This window comes from Streptomyces sp. NPDC087787 (assembly GCF_044743035.1).
Lineage (GTDB): Bacteria > Actinomycetota > Actinomycetes > Streptomycetales > Streptomycetaceae > Streptomyces.
Map to the genome: position 1 here is coordinate 106,744 of NZ_JBIUVQ010000013.1, position 23,371 is coordinate 130,114.

The window sequence follows — 23,371 nt, forward strand, 5'->3', positions numbered from 1 at the left end:
AGTGCGGGACCGTACTCGAACCATCCGCTCAGTGTCGGACTCCGCTCCCGTGGGAAAGGGACGACGTCGCCATGGCAGACCATCTGGAAGCATCCGTCACTCTGCCGAGCGATCCCGCCTCGGTCTGCGCGGCCCGCGCCTATGTGGCCGGCACGCTCGCGGAGTGGGGCCTGCCGCCGGCCACGGACACCGCCGAGACGGTGCGGCTCATCGTCTCCGAACTCGCCACCAACGCCGTACAGCACACTCTGGGGCAGTCACCCACCTTCACGGTGGACCTCGTCCTCGTGCGTGACGAACGGTTGTGCATCGGGGTCACCGACAGCCACCCCCGGTTCCCGAAACGACTGCCGGCCGCTGTCCAGCAGGACAACGGCCGGGGCATGGTGATCATCCGGTGGCTCACCGCCGAGTGCGGCGGCAGACTGACCGTGCGGCCGACCCGGGAGGGCGGCAAGACGGTCTGCATCGAACTTCCGTGGACGGCTCCCGCCCGACCCGTGACGGCCACGGGCCAGGAACCGTAGGAACGTGCGGTGACGACGCCGCGGCGCCGCCACCGCCCCGCACGGCAGCCGGGTCAGCTGACCCGGCCGTACCAGACGCTCTTCGTCCAGATCTTCTGCAGCTTCACCACGTCCCCGGTCTTCGGGGCGTGCCAGATCTTGCCCGAGCCGGCGTAGATGCCTACGTGGTACACGTTTGAGCCCGAGTGGAAGAACACCAGGTCCCCGGCCCGGCGGCTGCCCGCCGAGATGTGCCGGCTCTTGTTGTACTGCTGCTCGGCCGTGCGGGGCAGCTTCTTGCCCGCCCGCTTGAACGAGTACAGCGTGAGCCCGGAGCAGTCGAACCTCCGCGGCCCCGAGGCGCCCCACTGGTAGGGCGACCCCTTCTTGGACGCCGCGATCTTCAGCGCCTGGGACGCCATCGTCGCGGCCGAGGCCTCGGAGGCCACACCCGGCACCACGATCGAGCCGCCCACGGCGGCCAGGGTCAGGGCCGAGGCCGTACCGGCCCGGGCCATCAGCGACGGGACACGATTGAGCGCGGTCATGCGCAACCCTTCGTCAGCCGCCTGTGAAGGATGACCTGTCGGATTCGGGCTGGCGAAGTTGCCCGGCCGCGTTGCCGCGGCTTCACCCCAAGGGCTGCTCGGGCCGGCCATGGTGTGACCGTTCCGGCGACCCGTCGTGCTTGGGTCCTCCACTCCTGCCGATCCACTCCTGTCGACCGGTCATCCGGGCGGCGGCAGGACTCGGCGTCCGCCCGGACCGCCCCGCCGTTGTGGCGGGGGCTTGTCGTCAGACAGGGATCTTCACCCACGGATGTCCGAAAATCCCAATGGAAGCGAGTGTTTGTGTTGTTACTCACCACGCGCCCGTTCGGGTGGACACCTTCGCGATCGAACGGACGCCCACTCACCCGACGACCCCCGGACCAGCACCGGAACGCCTTGTTCCGCCGTTCGGGGAGGCGTGTTGCGCAACTGTGGCGGTCCCGGAAAGGGAGCCGAACCTACACCGAAAGGCGGTCGGTCATTCGGGGACATTCCGCGCCGCGTGTCGCGGCGCGCCGCCTCCTGCGCCCGCCGCGCCCCCGGTGGTGGATGACGTCAACTTCCGCAGTTTGGCGGCGTGGTGAAGGGTATGGTGCGCGGCTCGCCGTCCTGCCTCCGCGGCGCCCGCGGGTTCCGGTAGGTGCCCCCGGGCCGGCGCGGGTCGGCGCGGTCCAGCCGGCCGGTCGCCTCCGGGGAACGGCCGATCAGCTCCGCCTCGGCGCGGGTCGGGGGTCGGCGGCTCGTCCCGCGTCCGGCGCGGCACCCGTTGAGCGGCAATTCGGGACGATCTGGTCAACCAGCCCATATTTCATGACTCCTGGCACCCCGGGCGCCGGCCGCCGGTCCAGCCCGGCCCGCCCGCCGCGCGGACCACCCCGGAGCCTCCCGGCCCTCCATGCCGACCGCCGCCGGCCCTCCGGGCGCCGCCGAGACCCTCGTGGTTCCGCTCAGCGGGACACGCCGCGCCGCTTATCGGATTGGCAAAGAAGGTCAACGACCCCTGTTCTCAGGGACCTCGCAGCCGCAAAGATCCCCGTACCGAATTCGCAACGACGTACGGGGAGGTCCCCCTTGAGGGACATGAGACCCAGGAACCGGGTGCTGGCGCTCGGTTCGGCCGGTGCGCTGGTCACGGCGACCCTGATAGCCGGCGCGGTGGCGACGCCCGCGGCCGGCGCGAACAACGGCCAGGGACAGGACCGCGAGACCCGCGGCGCGGCGATCGCCGCGGAGCGTGCCGCGAAGGCCGGCATCGACTGGCAGGACTGCCCCGCCGACTGGGGGCTGGCCAAGCCCATCCAGTGCGGTTACGTCTCGGTGCCGATCGACTACGCCGACCCCTACGGCAAGCAGATCAAGCTGGCCGTCGACCGCATCGGCAACACCGGCACCAAGGAGGAGCGCCAGGGCGCCCTCCTCTACAACCCGGGCGGCCCCGGCGGCTCGGGCCTGCGCTTCCCGACCCGGGTCACCAACAAGAACGCCATCTGGGCCAACGTGGCGAAGGCCTACGACTTCGTCGGCTTCGACCCGCGCGGTGTCGGCCACTCGGCGCCCATCTCCTGCGCGGACCCGCAGAAGTTCGCCGAGGGCTCCAAGCTGGACCCGGTGCCGGACTCCGAGGCCGACAAGAGCATCCAGCGCAAGCTGGCCCGCGAGTACGCGCAGGGCTGCCTCCAGCGCACCGGCCGCGCCATGCTCCAGCAGATGACCACGCCGAACACCGTCCGCGACCTGGACGTCATCCGCGCCGCGCTCGGCGAGCAGAAGCTCAACTTCCTCGGCGTCTCCTACGGCACCTACCTCGGCGCCGTCTACGGCACGATGTTCCCGGGCCATGTGCGCCGGATGGTCGTCGACAGCGTCGTCAACCCGGCCCGCGAGAACGTCTGGTACCAGGCCAACCTGAACCAGGACGTCGCCTTCGAGGGCCGCTGGAAGGACTGGCAGGACTGGGTCGCCGCGAACGACGCCACCTACCACCTGGGCGCCACCCGCGACGCCGTCCAGCAGCAGTGGCTGAAGCTGCGCGCCACCGCCAAGAAGAGCCCCATCGGCGGGGTCGTCGGCCCGAACGAGCTGATCTCCTTCTTCCAGAGCGCGCCGTACTACGACTCGTCGTGGGCGCCGGTGGCGAAGGTGTTCAGCAAGTACGTCGCGGGTGACACCCAGGCGCTGGTCGACGCCGCCGCCCCGGACATGTCCGACATCGCGGGCAACATCTCCTCGGAGAACGGCAACGCCGTCTACACCGCGGTGGAGTGCACCGACGCCAAGTGGCCCACCAACTGGAAGACCTGGGACCGGGACAACACGCGGCTCCACAAGACCGCTCCGTTCATGACGTGGGCCAACGCGTGGATGAACCTGCCGTGCGCCACGTGGCCGGTCAAGCAGCAGAACCCGGTGGACGTCAAGACCGGCAAGGGTCTGCCCGAGGTGCTCATCGTGCAGTCCACCCGGGACGCCGCCACGCCGTACGCGGGCGCCGTCGAGCTGCACAAGCGGTTCAAGGGCTCCCGTCTGATCACCGAGAAGGACGCGGGCTCCCACGGAGTCACCGGCCTGGCCAACCCGTGCATCAACGACCGGGTGGACACCTACCTGCTCACCGGGAAGACCGACTCGGCGGACGTGACCTGCGCGCCGCACGCCACGCCCAAGGCGTAGTGATCGGCCTCGGGTGACGAGGGGCGGCCGGGATGCCCGGCCGCCCCTCTCTCGCGTCTGGCGTGCCCGGCGGCGTCAACCGAGCGGTGCCCGCGGGAACCTGCGCCTGTCGCCCTTCGCCTCGGACTGCTCCGCCTTGGCCACGGCCGCGTACTGGTCGACGTACTCCTGCTCGGACAGCGTCAGGATGGCGTACATGATCTCGTCGGTGGCGGCGCGCAGGATCGCCTTCTCGTTCTCCATGCCCGCGTAGCGGGAGAAGTCGAGCGGCTCGCCGAAGCGGATCACGATCGGGTGCGGGCGCGGGACGGTCTTCCCGGGCGGCTGGGCCTCGAACGTGCCGATCATCGCGCACGGCACGACCGGCACGCCTGCCCTGAGCGCCATGACCGCGACGCCGACCTTGCCCTTGTACAGGCGGCCGTCGTGCGACCGGGTGCCCTCCGGATAGATGCCGAGCAACTCGCCCTTGCGCAGCACCCCGAGCCCCTCCCGGATCGCGGCCTGCCCGGCCTCCTTGCCGGACCGGTCGACCGGGATCTGGCCCGCGCTGCGGAAGAAGGCCGCGGTGAGGCGGCCCTTGATGCCGGGACCCGTGAAGTACTCGGCCTTCGCCAGGAAGGTGATCCGCCGTTTGAGGATCGCGGGCATTACGAAGTGGTCCGAGAAGGAGAGGTGGTTGCCCGCGACGATGGCCGCTCCCGAGGCCGGCACGTGCTCCAGCCCTTCGATACGGGGCCGGAAGACCAGTCTGAGCAGTGGTCCCAGCAGAACGTATTTGAGCAGGTAGTAGAACACGGCTTGCCCCTCACTCCGACCAGCTCGGCTTCAGACCGGTGTTGTGCCAGGTAAAGGGCAGGATCCCGGATGTTGCCCACATACGTCAGTAGTCATCTGTAACCACGTTCGACCGAGCTCATGCCGACCCTTCGCTGACTGGAGTCAAACTGATCCCATCACGGCAACGCGCGCGTCGGCGTGACCGGCCGCCGCCGCGATGGGCGACTGGAGCCGCCGCACTGCTTCCAGATGGTCGCCGGTCCAGATGATGCGGATGCCGGTCCCCGTCGCCCGCCCGTCCGCACCACGCAGATCCCGGCGGACCGTCTCGACCAGCCGGGCGTTGTGCTCCCGGTCGGACTCCAGCGGCTCCGGCGCCGGCCCCTCGCTCTCCAGCCCTTCGGCCAGACTCTCGTACCACCGGAAGACCCGCTCCGCCATGACCAGCAGTTCCCTCTGCGCGGCGGCGCGGTCCTCGAGCGGCCGGCCGCCCGGGGCCCGCCGCCACAGCTCCAGGACCGCGTCGGCGGCCAGACGGAGCCCCACGACACCGTTGACCAGAGTCGTCGCCTCGCACAACGCGACGTCCTTCGCTCCGCGCTCGGACAGGTAGGTCCTGAAGGCATCGTCCAGTCGGCGCGCCGCGGCCGCCGCCCGGCGGCCCTCCTGCGGGCGCTCGATGGCCTCGGGCCTGAAAGTACAGCAGGACACCGCATAGCCCACGGCTCCGAGCACATAGCGCGCGCTGTCGACATACGCCTCCGCCAACGCCCTGGCGAGGGCGGCGGACGCGCCGCGCGGCCAGAAGAGCAGGCCGACGACCAGGCTCACCGCACAGCCGAGCGCGATGTCCTCGATACGGAACAGGATGACCGACAGGTCCGCCGGCCGGGCGGTGTCGAACAGGATGACCAGGGTGAGCGTGAAGGCCGCCTGCCCGGCGGCGAACGAGATCGCGGCCGGGACGACGCCCGCGGCCATCACCGCGACGGGCAGCAGGATCCACAGCACGCTCGTGTTGTGTCCGATGAGCTGGAGCAGACCGGCGCCCAGGACCGAGCCGGCCAGGGTGCCGCCGAGGGCGCGGAAGACGTTCTGCCCGGTGCTGAGGGCGTTGGAACGCAGCACCGACAGGGTGCCCAGCGTGACCCAGAAGCCGTGCTGGACGCCGGTCACATCGGCCAGCGAGATGCCGATGCCCAGGCCGATGGCGCCACGGATGCTGTTGTGCAGCCATATGGAGTGCGGTTCGACATGTGCGGCGGCGCGTTCCGTGGCGCTGGTCAGGCGACCGGTCGGGGATTCGGGCTCGCGGCCGAGCAGGCGGTCCGGCCAGCTGCGGTGATCGGCGGTCCGGGCGATGTCGACGTTCCGGGCGATCTGCAGGACTACGAAGGCCACCTCCTGAGCCCGGAAGGTGACGTCGAGGCTGTCGACCAAGGTGTCGGGGCCACGCCTGCCACCGGAGCCGCCGTCCGGCATCGCCAGCCGGTCGACCGCCCCGTCCTCCAGCGCGGTCAACGCCTGACGGAGCTCCTCCACACCGGCGCGCAGGCGGTCCGGCGTGACGCGCGGATCATCGAGCATCTCCGCCGCCAGTTCCAGTACGGCGGCAGCGGCCCTGCGCACCGCTGAGGACTGCCGGGTGCCCGTCGAACCGTCCTCGACGGCGGGGGCGGCCTCCGCGAGGATCGCGCTCAGCCAGGTCAGCTCGTCGACCAGGCGGACCAGTGCACGGGACCCGGTGGAGAGACTGGTGGGCCGGTAGGGGGTGGCGGTGAACGCCTGCTGCAGCTTCTGTGCACTCGACCTGGTCTCCTGGGCGCTGGCACGGCACTCCCCGAAGGAGGGGCCGGCGGCACGGCCCGTGACGTAGTCGGCATCGGTGCGCAACTGCACCGCCGCAGCTCGCAAGACCCGAGCCGCCGGCGCGCTGAGCGGATCGGCCTGCGTCCTCGCCCACAACAGCCGGACCGCGATCAGGGACGTACCGGTCGCCAGCCCCACGCCGATCAGCCGGTCGGGCAGCTGGGTCAGGGGAGCGGGCGCGGACACCGGCAGGATGAACGCGAGCAGCAGCGACGTCGTGGCGCCGGCCAGGACCGAGCTGACCACGCCCGAGAAGAGCACGACGAAGCCCACCACCAGCGTCGCGGCAGTCGCGCTCCATACCGACCGCGACGCGAGGGTGCCCAGTGAGACCAGCACCAGCCAGGCCGCCCCGAGCGCCGCGTGCGCGCGCAGCCGCTGCACCACGGGGCCGGTGTATTCGACCAGCAAGAGCATCGCGAACGCGCCGAACGCGGCGAAGGTGCCCGTGACCGGCGCGTGGAAGACCTGGGTGCACAGCGCGAAGAGGGACGGCATCACCACCGCGGTCCTGGCAGCCCGCCGCATGGCGGCGAGGCCCGGATCCCGGCGGCGCAACCACGCGGTGAACTGACGCGTCTGAATCATCGCAATCCGCCTCGGTGAGGTGGCGGCCATCTGCTGGACGACGCACGCCGAGGACGCGGCTTCAGCGGATGAAGAGGCTGGGGTTCTTCCGGACGTAATCGGCCACCCCCGACGGAGGCCGCCCGGTGACCTGCTCGACCCCTTCCGCCTTGCGGTCGTAGCGATTCTCCGCATGAAGGCGAGCCATGGTGGCGGTGTGCTGGAAGACGTGGTCGGGCAGCCCCAGCGGCCTGAGATCGTCGTCGATCCATTCCTGCAGTGGGACGTCGGTGTAACCGACCGGTCGGCCCAGAGCCGCGGAGACCTCCGCCGCCGTGGCGGCGACGTCCTCCGAGCGCGGGCCGGTCAGCTCATGGATCCGGCCGATGTGCGGGGCCGGGTCGGCCAGTATCTCCTCCACGACCGCGGCGACGTCGCCCGCCGCCACAGGGGAGGTTCTCGCCCGGCCGAAGGGCAGTCTGATGCTTCCGGTCCTCGCGATCGAGGAGAAGCCGACACGGAGCAGCGGGTTCTCCAGGAACACGGTGGGCCTGATCTGGACAACGGGCAGGCCCGACCAGTCGAGGACCTGCTCGACCAGCCACTGCTGGCGGTGCTGAACCGACTCGGAGGTGCTGGTGAGGTCCATCTCGGAGACCGTCAGCTGCGACATGTTCACAAACGCTTCCAGGCGTCCGTACGCGCGCGCGACGGCCGCCGCCGTAACGGCAGCCTCCAGATACTGCGCCGACACGCCCATACCGAAGTACATACGTCCGCAGCCGTCCAGCGCGTCGGCGATGTTGCCCGCGCGCGTCAGGTCTCCGACGACGACCTCGGCGCCCGTCGCGCGCAGCGCCTGCGCCCGCTCGTCATCGCGACGCACCATGGCCCGCACGGGCAAACCCCGTTGTCGGAGGCCTTCGACCACGGATCGTCCGACCGCGCCTACGCTGCCCGCCGCGCCCGTCACCAGAATGGGCAGCACACTGGCTGCCGCGGTGCGGTCCATAGGGGCAGCCTGCGGCGCGCTCCGCCAGGGCGCAACTGGAGCCCGACGAGCCGTCGGCGCTGCGACGGCTCAACAGTCGCGCTGTGACCTGAGGCCGAGGGCCGGTCCTTGCTCGCGTTCCCGCCATGGACGGTGACCGATGCGCGGCACCAGACCCCGCTCCCTGATCCGGCCTGATCCAAACGAAAGACCCCAGGCCGCCGAGTACCCGTGATCGTCGCTGTGCTGCCGGGCGGTCCTGGCTTCTGCATGTCGTCCGGTGCCGTCTGCGTGGCGCACAGGGTCAGCAGCCGTAGCAGTGCTCGGTCGGCTTCGGCGGGAGGCAGGGCTGACAACACCCGCACCGCGGTTTCCGCGGCACGACGTGCCGGGCCGTGCAGGCGCAGCCAGGCCGCCACCCTCCCCTCCCACCGGCACGCCTGAAGCCGTGCGCGGGCCACGTCGCGCCGGCGGCACGCGCGCCGCTCGGCCCGGCTGCCGGGCGCCGCGGCGGCACCGACCGCGTCCCAGCAGTGGAAGACGACCCGGTCGCGCACCCCCGCACCCGGCGCACCGCGTATCAGCAGGGGCGCGAGGTGAATCAGCCGACTGCGGCCGGCATCGCTCACGGCATCGTTGACCATCCGGGCAAGGGCCGCCAGGAGGGCATCGGTGCAGGCCGGTCGGTCGGTGAAGCCGGCACCGGCCAGAAGCGAGACGTACTCCATGAGGCACATCCCGTCCGCCGGGCTCAGGTGCGTGTACCGCTGGAGCGCGAGGGGGTGTGCTCCGAAGCCGTTCATCGCACGTACCTCCTTACACGGTCAGGTGCCCAGGGCCAGGTGGATGAGTGCGTAGGTGGCGGCCGCGGTCAGTCCGGCGCCGGGCAGGGTCAGCAGCCAGGCGGTGGCGATGTTGCGGGCCATGGCCCAGCGGACCGCGGACAGCCGCCGGGTGGCGCCGGCGCCGAGGATCGCGGAGGTGATGGTGTGTGTGGTCGAGACCGGCGCCTGCCAGATGAACGCCGTCGCGTACAGCACGCTCGCGGCGGCCGACTCGGCGGCGAAACCTCGCGGCGGGTCGAGGTGCACGATCCGCCGTCCCAGCGTGCGGATGATGCGCCAGCCGCCCGTGTACGTTCCCGCTGCCATGGAGGCGGCGACCGCCCCGATGACCCACCACGGCACGTCGAACGTGGTCTGCTGCCCCGCGGTGACCAGCGCGAGAACGATCACGCCCATCGTCTTCTGCGCGTCCTGCAGGCCGTGCCCGAGGCCCATCCCGGCCGCCGAGACGGACTGCGCGATACGGAAACCGTGCATGGCCTTAGCCGGCCGGGCGCGCCGGAAGATCCACAGGATCAACGTGTGCACCAGGTAGCCGAGCACGACCCCGAGAAGGGGCGAGAAGACCATCGGCAGGACGACCTTGTCCACCACCCCGCTCCAGTGGACGCCGCTGGCCGCGGCGAGCGCGGCGCCCACCAGCCCGCCGATCAGGGCGTGGGTGGAGGAGGTGGGCAGTCCCAGCCGCCAGGTGATCAGGTTCCAGGAGATGGCGCCGATCAGGGCGGCGAACACCACGCTCAGACCGTGGGAGCTGGTCGGTGTGGCGATGATGCCCGAGCCGACCGTCTTCGCCACCCCCGTGCCCAGCGCCGCACCGGCGAAGTTCATGCACGCCGCGAGCGCCAGCGCGGCACTCGGGGTCAGCGCACGGGTGGAGATCGACGTCGCGATCGCGTTCGCGGCATCGTGGAAGCCGTTGGTGAAGTCGAACGCCAAGGCGATGACCACCACAGCGACCAGGGCAGCCAGATTCGCGTCCATCGAGCCTGACTCCGTCCACCGAGAGCCCCGCTACCCCTACATAGCTACCTACCCCTACATAATGGACACTCGTCCATGGACGGGGGAAATGGGGGAGGAGGCCCGGCCCGGGGCAGCGGTGACAGCCGGCAAAGCCGGGCCAGCGCACGCGCAGGGCGCTTCGCCGGTCGGCCCGCAGACGGGTCCCGGCACCTGTCCTGGGGCGGAGGCTTCTCCTGGCACCTGCTGTCTACGCCAACGCCTCCTTCAGCAGGCGCTCCGCAAGGACCCCTGCCGAAGCGGGGTTTTGTCCCGTGTACAGGTTGCGGTCCACCACCGTGTACGGTTTCCAGATCTCGCCGCGAGTGAAGTCGACGCCCAGGTCCTTCAGTTCGTCCTCCAGCAGCCACCGGGCCCGGGAGGCCAGCCCGACGGCCTCTTCCTCGTCGTTGGTGAAGGCCGTGACCCGGTAGCCGGCGAAGGGCGAGACACCGTGCATCCTGGTGGCCAGCATCGCGGCCGGGGCGTGGCACACGACGGCGAGTGGTTTGCCCGAGGCGAGCGCCGCGGTCAGGAGCCGGCCCGCGTCGGCGTCGACGCACAGGTCCTCCATCGGACCATGGCCGCCGGGGAAGTAGACGGCGTCGTAATCTTCCAAGCGGGCGTCCGACAGCCGGATCGGCCGCCGCATCTCCTCCGCGGAGCGGATGACGCGCTCGAGGTCGAGGGCGATCTCGGCACTGCCCGCCATCTCGGGGCGGAGGCTCATCATGTCCACGTTCGGGACCACGCCATGGGGCGTGGCCACCACGATCCGGTGGCCGGCTTCCGTGAGCGCCTTGTACGGGGCCGCGAACTCCTCGGCCCAGTAACCGGTTGCATGTCGGGTGCCGTCCTTGAGCGTCCAGTACGTGGCTCCGGTCATCACGAACAGCAGCTTCGCCATCAGGGAGCACCTTCCCATTCTCGCCCGACGCGACGGGGAGTTACCTGTGTCCATTGCCAACCTAGGCCGGTATTCGAGCAGGCGCATGCGGACGGCTGCGCGACGACAACGCAGGCACACGACGAGGCGCCCGCCGAATCCTCGGCAGGGGCCTCGCGCCGCGCAGTCCGATGTCAGGTCAGTGCCGACTGGCCTTGGTGATAAGGCACTTCAATCCATCGGGTGCCCTGGCCAGACCCCGGCCGACCTCGACGAGGTCCGCACCGCCCCGGAGACGCTGACATTCCGGCTCGCGGCCCAGCGACGCAACCGCGCCGGCCTGGAGAAGCTGCGGACGGATCTGGACGCCGACCTCGAAGCGGCGCGCCGGGGCGACGCCGTCAAGGCCCGGCGTGCCGCGGCCGACAGCCGACGCGGTAGCGGTCCGAAGTACGTGCGCGGCGGGGGCCGGACCGGGGCTCTGCCGCTGCCTGGGGTTCTGAGGCCGCCGGACGGCCGGGAACAGGCCGGATGCGAGCGGTGCGGCGCGTGTCGGCCGTCGATGACTGCTGACCAGCCGCCAGGGCCCCGGCACCTGCGTGACCGTAACCGACGAGAGTGAGAGGACGTGCGCCTCCTCGGCCCGGACCGCGCCGCGCAGGCCGCTCCGGGGCCGCCGACCGTGTGCCGGACCGGCGTCGTCGGGTGGGCCCGGCGGGGGAGCGGAGGCGCGGGTTGTCCCGAATCGCCGATAATGGGACGAGCCTGTCGGGCGGCTCGACCGCCAGCGAGGAGCGAGATGAACGGGTTCGACCCCGCCGGCGCCCTTGCCCCAGGTGCCGTGGCAGCCGCCGTGCTCGACGAAGCCGGGACCGTCGTGCGCTGGTCCCGCGCGGCGGCCGACCTGTTGGGACACCCGGCCGCACACGTCTGCGGCCGCCCCGTCGGGGGCCTGCTCGCCGACACGCCCGGTCGGACGCACCCCTGCGCCTTCGCGGCGGACGGGTCTCCGGCCGTCGGCCGGACCCGGTTGCGGCACAGCTCAGGGAGTGCGGTGGAGGTCGCCTTCCGGATCGAGCCCATGGAGGGTTCCGCCGAACTGCTGGCCCTGGCCGCCCCCGTGGCCGGGGCGACCGAGCGGCAACAGGGCCTGTCCCTGCTGCACGCGCTCTTCTCCCAGACCCGGATGGGGGTCACCCTTCGCGACACGGACCTGGCCCTCGTACGGACCAACATCACCCTCGAGACGCTCGGCGGGCCTCCCGGCGCCGACGGCGTGCACATGCGGGAGGTGGCCGACGCCGCGAGCGCCGAAGCCGCGGAGGCGGCCCTGCGCCGGGTGCTGGAGACGGGCATGCCGCTGATCGGGGAGGCACAGGAGGTGCACTCGCCGCACCTGCCCGGGCGGCACCGGACACTCTCCCTGTCCGCCTTCCGGCTGGAGGACGCGCGGGGGGAGCCCGTGGGCGTCGTCACGCTGGTCACCGACATCTCCGAGCAGCAGCGGACCCGCCGGCACCTGGACCTGCTGCGCGACGCCTCCACCCGGATCGGCGGCTCACTGGACGTCATGCGCACCGCGCAGGACCTGGTCGACGTCCTCGTCCCCGCTCTCGGGGACCTCGCCTGGGTGGAGCTGGCGGAGCCCGTCATCGAGGGCGACGAACCGGCCAATGTGCTCGGCGGCGCCAGGCTGAGCTGGCGCCGGGTCGCGGTCGCCTCGGCCGCCGGGCCGTGGCCCTCCCGCCTGCTCCAGAAGGGCGCGGTGGCGCCGCCGCAGCCGGACATGCCCACCCTGCTCGCGGTCCAGCGCGGCGACGTCGTCGTCGCCGACAGCGAGACCATCAGCGCCATGTTCGGCGAGCCGCGCCTGATCGAGTTGCTGGTGCCCGACAACGCGCGCTGGATCGCCGTGGCGCCACTGGTCGCACGCGGCTCGGTGCTCGGCGTCGTCGGGGTCTGCCGCACCGGGCAGGGAGAGCCCTTCGAAGAGGACGAGGGCGACCTGCTGAAGAAGATCGCCTCCAGGGCGGCGCTCAGCGTCGACAACGCCCGCCGCTACACGCGCGAGCGGCGTGCGGCCGTCGCGCTCCAAAGGCGCCTTCTGCCGCGCGCGACCACGGAGACCCCGGCCGCCGAGACCGTCGGCGTCTACCGGCCCGCGGGCGGCGGGGCGGAGATCAGCGGCGACTGGTTCGACGTCCTCTCACTGCCCTCGCTGCGGGCCGCGTTCGTCGTCGGCGACGTCTTCGGGCACGGCCTGCACGCCTCCGCCACCATGGGCCGGCTGCGCACCGCCGTGCAGACCCTGGCCGACCTGGAACTCGACTGCGACGACCTGCTCACCCACCTCGACGACCTGGTGCAGCGGCTCGCGGGGGAGGCCGCCCCCGAGAACCGGGACACCGTCGGGGCCACCTGCCTGTACGCCCTCTACGACCCGGTCGCCCGCCGCTGCGCACTCGCCAGCGCCGGGCATCCGGTGCCCGTCCTCGTCCCCTGCGACGGCAGGGCCCGGCCCGTGGACCTCTCTCCCGGCCCGCCCCTGGGCGTCGGCGGCATGCCCTTCGAGACCGTCACGTTCGATCTCGCACCCGGCAGCGTCCTCGCCCTGTACACCGACGGACTGATCAAGGGCGGCGACGGCGACACCGACGCCGGACTGCGCCGGCTGACCGACCGCCTCGCCACCTGCTGCCGTCCCGGCCGGCCGCTGGAGGAGATCGGCCGGGCGCTCCTCGCCGACCTCGACGACCATCCGCCCAGGGACGACATCGCGCTGCTGCTCGTCCGCACCCGCGCGGTCCCCGCGGAGTCCGTCGCCGACTGGGAGTTCCCCGCGCACCCCGCCAGCGTGGCCGACGCCCGGGAGGCCACCACCCGCCAGCTCGCCGAGTGGGGGCTCGACGACATCGCCTTCAGCACCGAGCTCATGGTCAGCGAACTGGTCACCAACGCCATCCGCTACGCCGGCGGCCCCATCGGGCTGCGGCTGATCCACGAGGACGTCCTGGTCTGCGAGGTCAGCGACCCGAGCAACACCCAGCCCCGCCTGCGCCGGGCCCGCACCACCGACGAAGGGGGGCGGGGCCTGTTTCTCGTGGCCCAGCTCAGCACCCGCTGGGGCAGCCGTTACAGCCGGCGCGGGAAGACCATCTGGGCCGAGCAGACGGTCGGCCCGGGGCCGGACGAGCTCATGTTCTCCTCCGTGCCGCCTTTCTGACCGGGCACCGGCACGGCGGGGCCGCGGGGCGCCGTCCGACACGTGCGCGGTCGCGCGTTGCCGTGCCTGCCGGTGACCGTTGGCCCGGCGTCGTACGGTGTGGACATGGCCCCTCCGCTTCCGGGTCCGCTGGAGCACCTGGCACCGCTGCTCAGCCACTACGGGTACTGGGCCGTGGGCGGCGTGGTCCTCGTGGAGGACTTCGGCGTCCCCGCGCCGGGCGAGACGATCCTGATCGCGGCCGGGGTGTATGCCGGGGCCGGGCAGCTCGACGTCGTGGCCGTGGCCCTGATCGCGTTCGCCGCGGCCGTCGTCGGCGACAACATCGGCTACCTCGTCGGCCACCTCGGCGGACGTCCCTTCGTGCACCGCTGGGGCCGGTACATCTTCCTGACGCCGGAGCGGTTCGCGGCGGCCGAGCGGTTCTTCGGCCGGCACGGCGGCAAGATCGTCGTGGTGGCACGGTTCATCGAGGGCCTGCGCCAGGCCAACGGCATCATCGCCGGGACCACCGGCATGCACTGGCTCCGCTTCCTCGCCTTCAACGCGCTCGGCGCGGCGCTGTGGGTCGGCCTGTGGGTGAGCCTCGCCTACGCGGCGGGCTCGCACATCGACACGGTCTACGACGAGATCAGCCGCTACCAGGTGTACGTGCTCGTGGCGCTTGCGGTCCTCGTCGTCGCGCTGATCGCGCGGCACCTGCTGCGGCGCAGGCGACGCCAGGACTGACAGCGGACGCGCGCTGCTCCGCGGGCGTCCATGATCCCCGCGGGCACGCACGGCCGGCGCCCGCACCGGCGGCCGACCGCGTCAGCCGTGGGAGGTGTCAGCGGCCGTCCCGGCCCGTGGGCTCGTTCAGCGTGCCGGTGTCATGGCGGCCGCCGAAGCGGTGCATGGGCCGGTGCGCGTGCCGGTGGTGCGTCGCCGCGCCGGCGATGAGGCTCGCGCCCAGGCAGAAGAGCAGGGCGAGGGCGAGACCGGCACTGAAGATCTCGAGCGTGTTCATGGTCGCGATGTGGTTGCCGAGCAGCGACACCGGGTAGTGCGGGCCGCCGGCGAGGTTGCCGGCGATGGCCAGGCCGGTGAAGGCGGCAGTCGCCGCGAGGAGGAGCAGGCCGATGAGCAGCATGGGAGTCATCCCCTCAAAGAGTCCTCGGAGAGTCACTCATCGAGGCGGGTACCCAGCCCGCCACCGGCCAGGCGATCCGTCAGGCCCCTTCGAGTGCCGAGGTGCCGAACGGGAGCGCACACCGCCGGGGAGCCCCGGCGGTGTGCGTCCGGCGACGGTGTCCGTCAGGCGGCCAGCACCTTCTCCAGGGAGGCGAGCGCCGAGCGCAGATCCTCCTCGGTGATGGTCAGCGGCGGCGCCAGCCGGATGGTGGAGCCGTGGGTGTCCTTGGCCAGGACACCCTCCCGCATCAGGCGCTCGCCGATCTCCCGCCCGGTGCCGATCGCCGGATCCACGTCCACGCCCGCCCACAGGCCTCGCGAGCGGAAGCCGACGACACCCCGGCCGACCAGGTCGACGAGCCCCTCGTGCAGCACCTTGCCCAGCTCGGCCGCCCGGAGCTGGAACTCGCCCGTCTCCAGGAGCCCGACCACCGCCGTGCCGACCGCCGCGGCCAGCGGGTTGCCGCCGAACGTCGACCCGTGCTCACCCGGCCGCAGCACCCCGAGCACCTCCCGGGACCCGACGACCGCGGACACCGGCACGATGCCGCCGCCGAGCGCCTTGCCCAGCAGCAGGACGTCCGGGACGACGTCCTCGTGGTCTACGGCGAGCGTGCGCCCGGTGCGGCCGAGGCCGGACTGGATCTCGTCCGCGACGAACAGGCAGCCCTTGCGGCGGGTCAGCTCCCGTACCCCGGCGAGGTAGCCGTCGTCGGGGATGAGCACGCCGGCCTCACCCTGGATCGGCTCGATCAGCACCGCCGCCGTCGTCTCGTCGACCGCCGCCTCCAGGGCCGCCAGATCGTTGTACGGGACGATCTTGAAGCCCGGCGTGAACGGCCCGAAGCCCGACCGTGCCGTCTCGTCCGTGGAGAAACTGACGATCGTCGTCGTACGGCCGTGGAAGTTGTCCGCCGCGACCACGATCGTCGCCCGGTCGGCCGGCACGCCCTTGACCTCGTACGCCCACTTACGGGCGACCTTGATGCCGCTCTCCACCGCCTCGGCGCCGGTGTTCATCGGCAGCACCATGTCCTGCCCCGTCAGCGCCGCGAGCCGCTCGGCGAACCCGGCGAGGCGGTCGTTGTGGAACGCCCGCGAGGTGAGGGTGAGCAGGTCGAGCTGGCGGTGGGCCGCCTCCGTCAGCACGGGGTGGCGGTGACCGAAGTTCAGTGCCGAGTAGCCGGCCAGCATGTCGAGGTAGCGGCGCCCCTCGACGTCCTCCACCCAGCTGCCCTCGGCGCGGGCCACGACCACGGGCAGCGGATGGTAGTTGTGCGCGAGGACCGGCTCCTCGGCCTCGATCAGCTCCGCGGAGGTACGGGTACGGGCGGGTGCGGTCATCAGCGGATCTCCTGGGTGCAGCACTTGATTCCACCGCCGGCCTTGTGGAACTCGGACAGGTCGACGGGGACGGGGACGTAGCCGCGGTCGGCGAGCTGATCGGCCAGGGCGGTGGCCCCGGGCGAGATGAAGACGTGGTGGCCGTCCGAGACGGAGTTCAGGCCGAAGGACATGGCGTCCTCCCGGGTGGCGATCAGCGCGTCCGGGTACAGCCTGGCGAGCACCTCGCGGCTGCCCGGCGAGAACGCGTCCGGGTAGTACGCGATGTTCCCCTCGCCCTCGTCGTCAAGCACGAACAGCGCGGTGTCCAGGTGGTAGAAGTACGGGTCCACCAGGGTCAGGCCGATCACCGGGGCACCGAGGAACTCCTGCGCCTCGCGATGGGCCTCACGGGTGGTGCGGAAGCCGGTGCCGGCGAGGATCCAGCGGCCGGCCGGCACGAAGTCGCCCTCGCCCTCGCACACCGACTCGGGGCGGTAGACGTCGAAGCCGGCCGACTTGAACCACGTGTCGTAGGGAAGGGACTCCGGACGGCGCTCGGGCGCGCGGAACAGGGAGCCGAAGACGCGGCCGTCCACGACCACCGCCGCGTTGGCGGCGAAGACCATGTCGGGCAGTCCGGGCACGGGCTCCACGGTGTCGACGGTGTGGCCGTGGGCGCGGTAGACGCGCGTCAGCTCGTGCCACTGCTCCTGGGCCAGGGGCACGTCCACGGGGACGTCGGGATGCATCCAGGGGTTGATCGCGTACTGCACGGCGAAGTGTCTGGGTTCGCAGACGAGGAAGCGCCGCCGGCGCGGCACACGGGATTCGGGCACAGAGGGGTTCCTCCGCTTCCTGGGTGGCTACAGGGTTGGCACAAAGGTAGGAAGTGGCGAAGACGAACGACAAGAAACAAAAGCTGCGCGCTGAAGCAGCGATGCTGCGTCTTTCCGGCGCTCAGCGCACGTCTGATGCGTCCTGCGGGGCGGGCTGGCTGGCGCCCGCCTCCGGACTGTCCGGCAGCAGGTGGGACAGCACCATCACGCTGATCGTCTTGCGGATGAACGGCTCCGTACGGATGCGTTCCAGCACCTCCTCGAAGTGCTCCACGTCCCGCGCCCGCACGTGCAGCAGCGCGTCCGCGCCGCCGGTCACCGTCATCGCCGCCGTGATCTCCGGATGGTGGCGCACCACCTCGGCCAGCCGCCTCGGCGGGGCCGCGCCCTCGCAGTACACCTCGACGTACGCCTCCGTGCGCCAGCCCAGCGCCGCCGGCTTCACCGTGGCCGTGAACCCGGTGATCACGCCGCTCTCGCGCAGCCGGTCCACGCGCCGCTTGACGGCCGTCGCGGACAGGCCGACGGCGGCGCCGATCTCGGCGAAACTGCTGCGCGCGTTCGCCATCAGAGCGGTGAGGATCTTCCGGTCGAGTTCGTCGAACGGTGCCGGCCTGCTGTTCATGGCCGCACTGTATCCAGCGCGGACGCCGGTGCCCGGCACATGTCACACCGTGCTGTTCGCCCCTACACTCCACGTTCATGCTGCGCGCCCTCGCCGTCGACGACGAACGCCCCTCGCTCGAGGAACTGCTGTACCTCCTGAACGCCGATCCCCGGATCGCCGGCGTGGAGGGCGCCGGCGACGCGACCGAGGCGCTGCGCCGCATCAACCGGGCGCTGGAGTCCGGCCCGGACGGACCCGACGCGATCGACGTCGTCTTCCTCGACATCCACATGCCGGGCCTCGACGGCCTCGACCTGGCCCGGCTGCTCAACGGGTTCGCCCAGCCGCCGCTGATCGTGTTCGTCACCGCCCACGAGGACTTCGCCGTGCAGGCCTTCGACCTCAAGGCCGTCGACTACGTGCTCAAGCCCGTCCGCAAGGAGCGCCTCGCCGAGGCCGTCCGCCGCGCAGCCCAACTGCGCGGCGCCGCCCCGCGGATTCCCGTCAGCGAGCCCGATCCCGATCATCTGCCCGTCGAACTCGGCGGAGTGACCCGGTTCGTGGCCGTCGAGGACATCACCCACGTCGAGGCGCAGGGCGACTACGCCCGGCTGCACACCGGCAGGGGCAGCCACCTCGTGCGCATCCCGCTGTCCACCCTGGAGGAGCGCTGGCGCGGCCGCGGCTTCGTCCGCATCCACCGCCGCTACCTGGTCGCCTTGCGCCACATCGGTGAACTCCGCCTGGACGCGGGCACGGTGAGTGTCCTGGTCGGCACCGAGGAACTCCAGGTCAGCCGGCGGCACGCGCGGGAACTGCGCGAGCTGCTGATCCGCCGGACCGCGCGCTAGGGAGCCGTACGCCATGCCGCAGGACCCGACCGAACGCCGTGTCGTCGTCACCGGGCCGCCCCGCCGCACCCGCCGGGCCCCGGTCCACTACCGTCCGCGCACGGAGATCGACGAGCAGACCACCCTCGGCCACACCTACGTCCGCTCCCTGATGCGCAGCCAACTGCGGGCCGCCCTCACGGTGTTCGCGGTGCTCGTGCTTCTTATCGGCCCCCTGCCGCTGGTGTTCGCCGCGGCCCCCGACGCCCGCGGGCTGAAGTGGGCGGTCCTCGGCTTCGGCCTCTACGCCCCGCTGGTGCTGCTCGCCCGCTGGTACGTGCGCCGCGCCGAGCGCAACGAACGCGACTTCGTACGGCTCGTCGGAGACCGCTGAGCACCGTGAACTCCGCCTACACCGTCCCAGCCGTCGCCCTCGTCGTGGTCGCCACGATCCTCGTCGGCGCCTTCGGCCTGCGCATCTCCCGCACCACCTCCGACTTCTACGTCGCCTCCCGCACCGTGGGCCCGCGCCTGAACGCGGCCGCCATCAGCGGGGAGTACCTCTCCGCGGCCTCCTTCCTCGGCATAGCCGGACTGGTCCTCGTCCAGGGCGCCGACATGCTGTGGTACCCCGTCGGCTACACGGCCGGCTACCTGGTCCTGCTGCTGTTCGTCGCCGCACCGCTGCGCCGGTCCGGGGCCTACACCCTGCCCGACTTCGCCGAGGCCCGGCTCGCCTCCCAGGGCGTACGGCGGCTCGCGGGCGCCTTCGTCGTCGGCGTCGGCTGGCTGTACCTGCTGCCGCAGCTCCAGGGAGCCGGACTCACCCTGGCGGTCCTGACCGGCGCGCCCGACGCGCTCGGCGCGGTGATCGTCGCCGTCGTCGTGGTCGCCATCGTCGCCGCGGGCGGAATGCGCAGCATCACCTTCGTCCAGGCCTTCCAGTACTGGCTGAAACTGACCGCGCTGCTCGTCCCCGCCCTCTTCCTCGTCCTCGCCTGGCAGGGCGACGGGGCACCACGCGCCTACGACGAACCGGCCGCCTTCCGCGAGCAGCGCACCGTGCGCGTCGCGGAAACCCTCGACCTCAGGCTGGAGGGCCCGCTCACCGTCACCGTGACCGGCACCGTCGACGGCCGCGCCCACCGCGAGCGGCGGGTGAGCCTGCCGGCCGGGACGCACCGCGTCGACGGCGGCACCCGGCTCACCTTCGCGCGGGGCGCCGAAGTCCCGGTGGCCGCCGCCCGCGGCGGCAGCGGCGGCATGTCCACCTCACTGGCCGCGGGCCGCGAGGAACGCCCCCTGTACGCCACCTACGGACTGATCCTCGCCACCTTCCTCGGCACCATGGGCCTGCCGCACGTCGTCGTCCGCTTCTACACCAGCCCGCACGGCGTGGCCGCCCGCCGCACCACGGTGGCCGTGCTCGGCCTGATCGGCGCCTTCTACCTGCTGCCCCCGGTGTACGGCGCCCTCGGCCGCGTCTACGCCCCCGAACTCACCCTCACCGGCAGCGCGGACGCCGCCGTGCTGCTGCTGCCCGACCGGGTGATCGGCGGCCTCGGCGGCGACCTGCTGGGCGCGCTGGTCGCGGGCGGCGCGTTCGCGGCGTTCCTGTCGACCGCCTCCGGCGTGACCATGGCGGTGGCCGGGGTGCTCACCCAGGACGTGCTGCCCTCGCGCGGAGTGCGCCACTTCCGGCTCGGCACGGTGCTCGCCATGGCCGTACCGCTCGCCGCGAGCGTCCTGGTCGGCGGGCTGTCGGTCGCCGACGCCGTCGGACTCGCCTTCGCGGTGTCCGCCTCCTCCTTCTGCCCGCTGCTCGTCCTCGGCATCTGGTGGCGGCGGCTCACCCCGCCCGGCGCGGCCGCCGGGATGCTGGCGGGCGGTGGCGCCGCGCTCGTCGCCGTCGCCGTGACCATGGCCGGCTTCCCCGGCAACGGGCCGCTGTACGCGCTGCTCGCCTGGCCCGCCCTGTGGTCGGTGCCGCTGGGCTTCCTCACGATGACGCTGGTGTCCCTGGCCACGCCCGGCCGGGTGCCGGCCGGGACGGCGGCCGTCCTGGCCCGCTTCCACCTGCCCGAGCAGCTGCGGGCGGAGGTGACGGGATGAGCGGCTTCCTCGCCGGGCTGTGCGTGGCCGCGCTGCCGCTGCTCGCCGCGGGCTACTGGCTCGGCCGGCGCACCGCCCGCCCGCACAGCCTCGGCGGGCTCGGCACCCCCGTCGAGCACGCCACCTTCCAGACCCTGCACGCCGCCTCGCTCGCGGCGCCCCCGCTGCGGGCCGGGCTGACCGAGGAGACCGCCCGCAAGTCGGCCCGCCGGCTGCGCTCCCTGCTCGGCACCGACGCGCTCTGCCTCACCGACGACGAGCGGGTCCTCGCCTGGGACGGTGTGGGCGGCCATCACCGCACCGAGATCATGGAACGCCTCGCCGGGCCCCTGGAGGCCGGCCGCGGCGAGGCCTTCCGGCTCACCTGCCGGACCCCGGACTGCCCGGTGCGCTGGGCCGTCGTCACCCCGCTCACCGTCGACGACCGTGTGCACGGCGCCCTCGTCGCCTGCGCGCCCCGCGAGTCGGCCGTGCTGGCCCGCGCAGCGGCCGAGGTCGCCCGCTGGGTCTCCGTACAGCTCGAGCTCGCCGACCTGGACCGGTCCCGCACCCGGCTCATCGAGGCCGAGATCAAGGCGCTGCGCGCACAGATCTCCCCGCACTTCATCTTCAACTCGCTCGCGGTGATCGCCTCGTTCGTCCGCACCGATCCCGAGCGGGCGCGGGACCTGCTGCTGGAGTTCGCCGACTTCACCCGCTACTCGTTCCGCAGGCACGGCGACTTCACCACGCTCGCCGACGAACTCCACGCCATCGAGCACTATCTGGCGCTCGTACGCGCCCGCTTCGGCGACCGTCTCTCGGTCACCCTCCAGATCGCGCCCGAGGTGCTTCCCATCGCGCTGCCGTTCCTGTGCCTGCAACCGCTGGTGGAGAACGCCGTCAAGCACGGCCTGGAGGGCAAGAGGGGCACCTGCCACATCAGGATCACCGCGCGGGACGCGGGCGCCGAGGCGGTGGTCGTCATCGAGGACGACGGCGCCGGCATGGACCCCGGCCTGCTGCGCCGCATCCTCGCGGGTGAGGACAGCCCGTCCGGCGGCATCGGCCTGTCCAACGTCGACGACCGGCTCCGCCAGGTCTACGGCGACGACCACGGACTGGTCATCGAGACCGCGCGGGGTGCGGGCATGAAGATCAGCGCCCGGCTGCCGAAGTACCAGCCGGGCGTCCACTCGGCGACGCGGCTCACCGGGGAGTGAGCCGCCTCAGGTGCCGCGGGTGACCACCAGGCCCAGCGTCACCAGGCCCAGCACGACCCAGCCGAACCACAGCCAGCCGTTGCCGCCGAGCGCCACCGTGTAGGCCGTCACCACGACGAGCGCGCCGACCGTGAGCGCCCCCATCGCCTTCGTGGAACCGTCCGTGGAACCGTGCATCGCGGCACCCTCCTCCTGGTCCGTAACCTCCATGGTGCCCCGGTTCGGCCCATTGGCATCCCCTACAACAGGCCTGTTCGCCTCTCCCGACCGCGGGGCCGCCTCGTGGGACGGGCAGGGGGCGCGGCATCGCTGCCGCGCCCCCTGCCCGTCCGGTCGCCGTCCGGCTCAGTTGCTCCGGGCGTTCAGGGACGCCAGGTACGCGTTGTACGCCTCGAGTTCCTTGTCGCCGTCGCGGTCCGCGGCGCGGTCCTTGCGGCGGGCCTGGCGCTGTTCGGAGCCGTACCACTGGTAGAGCAGGGCCAGCAGCACCAGGACCGAGGGGATCTCGCTGAACGCCCAGGCGATGCCGCCGGCCGCGGACTGGTCGGTGAGGGCGTCGATACCGAGCGAGGCGGGCGGGTTCTGGAAGGTGCTGACCATGGGCGTGGTCGCCATCATCAGCGCGATGCCGAAGAACGCGTGGAACGGCATGCCCGCGAACAGCTCCAGCATCCGCATGAGGTGACCGGGACGGTTCGGGCCCGGGTCGACGCCCATGATCGGCCAGAAGAACACCAGGCCCACCGCGAGGAAGTGCACCATCATCGCGATGTGCCCGGCCCGCGAGCCCATCAGGAAGTCGAAGATCGGCGTGAAGTACAGGGCGTACAGGCTCGCCACGAACATCGGGATGGTGAAGGCGGGGTGCGTGACGACCCGCAGATACCGGCTGTGCAGCAGGACGAGCAACAGCTCACGCGGCCCCTTGCGGCCCCGCCCGGCCACCGGCAGCGCGCGCAGCGCCAGCGTGATCGGACCGCCGAGCAGGATCAGGATCGGCGACAGCATGCTGATGATCATGTGCTGGACCATGTGCACGCTGAACATGACCATGCCGTAGTCGTTCAGCTTGGTGCACATCACCAGGCCCACGGTCAGCACACCGATGACGTACGCCACCGTCCGGCCCACCGGCCAGGCGTCGCCGCGCCGCCGCAGCCGCACCACACCCCAGCCGTACAGGCCGAGCCCCAGCAGGCAGGCGACGAGGAAGAACGGGTCCGCCGACCACTCGAGGCCGCGTCCCAGCGTGAACGGCGGCAGATCGTGCGTCATGCCGTGCCCGCTGTGATCCATCCGCCGGCTCCTGATTCGTGGGGGTTGTGCGCTGTCTGTCCACAGCTGTCTGTCCGCACCCAGACTAGAGCCGCCCCCGGCCGCGACTGCGACCGGGGGCGG

The 23,371-nt window shown here is 72.0% G+C and carries 21 protein-coding genes and 1 riboswitch; of the genes, 8 read left to right on the top strand and 13 right to left on the bottom strand.

Features of this window, described 5'->3' with window-relative positions; genetic code table 11:
- Positions 1-71 precede the first annotated feature (71 nt).
- Positions 72-527, top strand: a complete 456-nt coding sequence (locus ACIOWN_RS21450) for an ATP-binding protein (protein ID WP_362352697.1) — start codon at positions 72-74, stop codon at positions 525-527.
- A 53-nt stretch (positions 528-580) separates the two neighbouring features.
- Here the strand turns inward: ACIOWN_RS21450 and ACIOWN_RS21455 are convergent, their stop codons facing one another.
- Positions 581-1,054, bottom strand: a complete 474-nt coding sequence (locus tag ACIOWN_RS21455) for a C40 family peptidase (RefSeq protein ID WP_362352700.1) — start codon at positions 1,052-1,054, stop codon at positions 581-583.
- Between the two features lie 3 nt (positions 1,055-1,057).
- Positions 1,058-1,271: riboswitch (cyclic di-AMP (ydaO/yuaA leader) on the bottom strand.
- Positions 1,272-2,137: 866 nt separating this feature from the next.
- Here ACIOWN_RS21455 and ACIOWN_RS21460 point away from each other — a divergent pair.
- Complete coding sequence (locus ACIOWN_RS21460; RefSeq protein ID WP_401983117.1) at positions 2,138-3,727, top strand: alpha/beta hydrolase; 1,590 nt, start codon at positions 2,138-2,140, stop codon at positions 3,725-3,727.
- 75 nt (positions 3,728-3,802) lie between these two features.
- On the opposite strand, the gene ACIOWN_RS21465 is transcribed toward ACIOWN_RS21460, so the two are convergent.
- The 6 genes from ACIOWN_RS21465 to ACIOWN_RS21490 all read right to left on the bottom strand — a co-directional run bounded on the left by ACIOWN_RS21465 (position 3,803) and on the right by ACIOWN_RS21490 (position 10,688).
- Positions 3,803-4,525 carry a lysophospholipid acyltransferase family protein gene (locus tag ACIOWN_RS21465; RefSeq protein WP_362352706.1) on the bottom strand — a complete coding sequence of 241 codons (723 nt, stop codon included), beginning with the start codon at positions 4,523-4,525 and terminating at the stop codon, positions 3,803-3,805.
- 144 nt (positions 4,526-4,669) lie between these two features.
- Positions 4,670-6,964: an FUSC family protein gene (locus ACIOWN_RS21470; protein ID WP_401983118.1), complete on the bottom strand. Its 2,295-nt coding sequence runs from the start codon at positions 6,962-6,964 to the stop codon at positions 4,670-4,672.
- Positions 6,965-7,025: 61 nt separating this feature from the next.
- Entirely contained in the window at positions 7,026-7,955 is a 930-nt protein-coding gene (locus ACIOWN_RS21475; RefSeq protein ID WP_401983119.1) for an NAD(P)H-binding protein, read from the bottom strand.
- A complete protein-coding gene (locus tag ACIOWN_RS21480; protein WP_401983120.1) occupies positions 7,913-8,737 on the bottom strand; it encodes a hypothetical protein in 825 nt (274 codons plus the stop codon). Before ACIOWN_RS21480 ends, ACIOWN_RS21475 begins: the two co-directional genes overlap by 43 nt.
- A 21-nt stretch (positions 8,738-8,758) precedes the next feature.
- Positions 8,759-9,763, bottom strand: a complete 1,005-nt coding sequence (locus tag ACIOWN_RS21485) for an inorganic phosphate transporter (RefSeq protein ID WP_362352716.1) — start codon at positions 9,761-9,763, stop codon at positions 8,759-8,761.
- Between the two features lie 229 nt (positions 9,764-9,992).
- A complete protein-coding gene (locus ACIOWN_RS21490; protein ID WP_362352719.1) occupies positions 9,993-10,688 on the bottom strand; it encodes a type 1 glutamine amidotransferase domain-containing protein in 696 nt (231 codons plus the stop codon).
- A gap of 778 nt (positions 10,689-11,466) precedes the next feature.
- On the opposite strand from ACIOWN_RS21490, the gene ACIOWN_RS21495 reads away from it, so the two are divergent.
- Both ACIOWN_RS21495 and ACIOWN_RS21500 read left to right on the top strand, forming a co-directional pair.
- Positions 11,467-13,890 carry a SpoIIE family protein phosphatase gene (locus tag ACIOWN_RS21495; RefSeq protein WP_401983121.1) on the top strand — a complete coding sequence of 808 codons (2,424 nt, stop codon included), beginning with the start codon at positions 11,467-11,469 and terminating at the stop codon, positions 13,888-13,890.
- Positions 13,891-13,995: 105 nt separating this feature from the next.
- Complete coding sequence (locus ACIOWN_RS21500) at positions 13,996-14,619, top strand: DedA family protein (protein WP_362352725.1); 624 nt, start codon at positions 13,996-13,998, stop codon at positions 14,617-14,619.
- 97 nt (positions 14,620-14,716) lie between these two features.
- On the opposite strand, the gene ACIOWN_RS21505 is transcribed toward ACIOWN_RS21500, so the two are convergent.
- From ACIOWN_RS21505 to ACIOWN_RS21520, 4 genes are all read right to left on the bottom strand, one after another.
- Positions 14,717-15,028: a hypothetical protein gene (locus ACIOWN_RS21505; RefSeq protein ID WP_401983122.1), complete on the bottom strand. Its 312-nt coding sequence runs from the start codon at positions 15,026-15,028 to the stop codon at positions 14,717-14,719.
- Positions 15,029-15,183: 155 nt separating this feature from the next.
- Positions 15,184-16,404, bottom strand: a complete 1,221-nt coding sequence (rocD, locus tag ACIOWN_RS21510) for an ornithine--oxo-acid transaminase (protein WP_401983123.1) — start codon at positions 16,402-16,404, stop codon at positions 15,184-15,186.
- Positions 16,404-17,222, bottom strand: a complete 819-nt coding sequence (gene ddaH, locus ACIOWN_RS21515; protein WP_326801438.1) for a dimethylargininase — start codon at positions 17,220-17,222, stop codon at positions 16,404-16,406. The genes rocD and ddaH overlap by 1 nt, the downstream gene beginning before the upstream one ends.
- Before the next feature lie 121 nt (positions 17,223-17,343).
- Positions 17,344-17,847 (bottom strand): Lrp/AsnC family transcriptional regulator, encoded by a 504-nt coding sequence (locus tag ACIOWN_RS21520; protein ID WP_362352732.1) that lies wholly within the window; start codon positions 17,845-17,847, stop codon positions 17,344-17,346.
- 77 nt (positions 17,848-17,924) lie between these two features.
- On the opposite strand from ACIOWN_RS21520, the gene ACIOWN_RS21525 reads away from it, so the two are divergent.
- Genes ACIOWN_RS21525 through ACIOWN_RS21540 form a run of 4 tightly spaced genes read left to right on the top strand, consistent with a single transcriptional unit; the run spans position 17,925 to position 21,973 of the window.
- Positions 17,925-18,680 carry a LytTR family DNA-binding domain-containing protein gene (locus ACIOWN_RS21525; RefSeq protein WP_362352735.1) on the top strand — a complete coding sequence of 252 codons (756 nt, stop codon included), beginning with the start codon at positions 17,925-17,927 and terminating at the stop codon, positions 18,678-18,680.
- A gap of 13 nt (positions 18,681-18,693) precedes the next feature.
- Positions 18,694-19,053: a hypothetical protein gene (locus tag ACIOWN_RS21530; protein ID WP_362352738.1), complete on the top strand. Its 360-nt coding sequence runs from the start codon at positions 18,694-18,696 to the stop codon at positions 19,051-19,053.
- A 5-nt stretch (positions 19,054-19,058) separates the two neighbouring features.
- Positions 19,059-20,771, top strand: a complete 1,713-nt coding sequence (locus ACIOWN_RS21535; protein WP_362352741.1) for a cation acetate symporter — start codon at positions 19,059-19,061, stop codon at positions 20,769-20,771.
- Positions 20,768-21,973 carry a sensor histidine kinase gene (locus tag ACIOWN_RS21540; protein WP_401983124.1) on the top strand — a complete coding sequence of 402 codons (1,206 nt, stop codon included), beginning with the start codon at positions 20,768-20,770 and terminating at the stop codon, positions 21,971-21,973. The genes ACIOWN_RS21535 and ACIOWN_RS21540 overlap by 4 nt, the downstream gene beginning before the upstream one ends.
- Before the next feature lie 6 nt (positions 21,974-21,979).
- On the opposite strand, the gene ACIOWN_RS21545 is transcribed toward ACIOWN_RS21540, so the two are convergent.
- A complete protein-coding gene (locus tag ACIOWN_RS21545) occupies positions 21,980-22,150 on the bottom strand; it encodes a hypothetical protein (RefSeq protein WP_100567333.1) in 171 nt (56 codons plus the stop codon).
- 168 nt (positions 22,151-22,318) lie between these two features.
- On the bottom strand, positions 22,319-23,269 hold the full coding sequence (locus ACIOWN_RS21550; protein WP_362352747.1) for a cytochrome c oxidase assembly protein: 951 nt from the start codon (positions 23,267-23,269) through the stop codon (positions 22,319-22,321).
- Positions 23,270-23,371 lie beyond the last annotated feature (102 nt).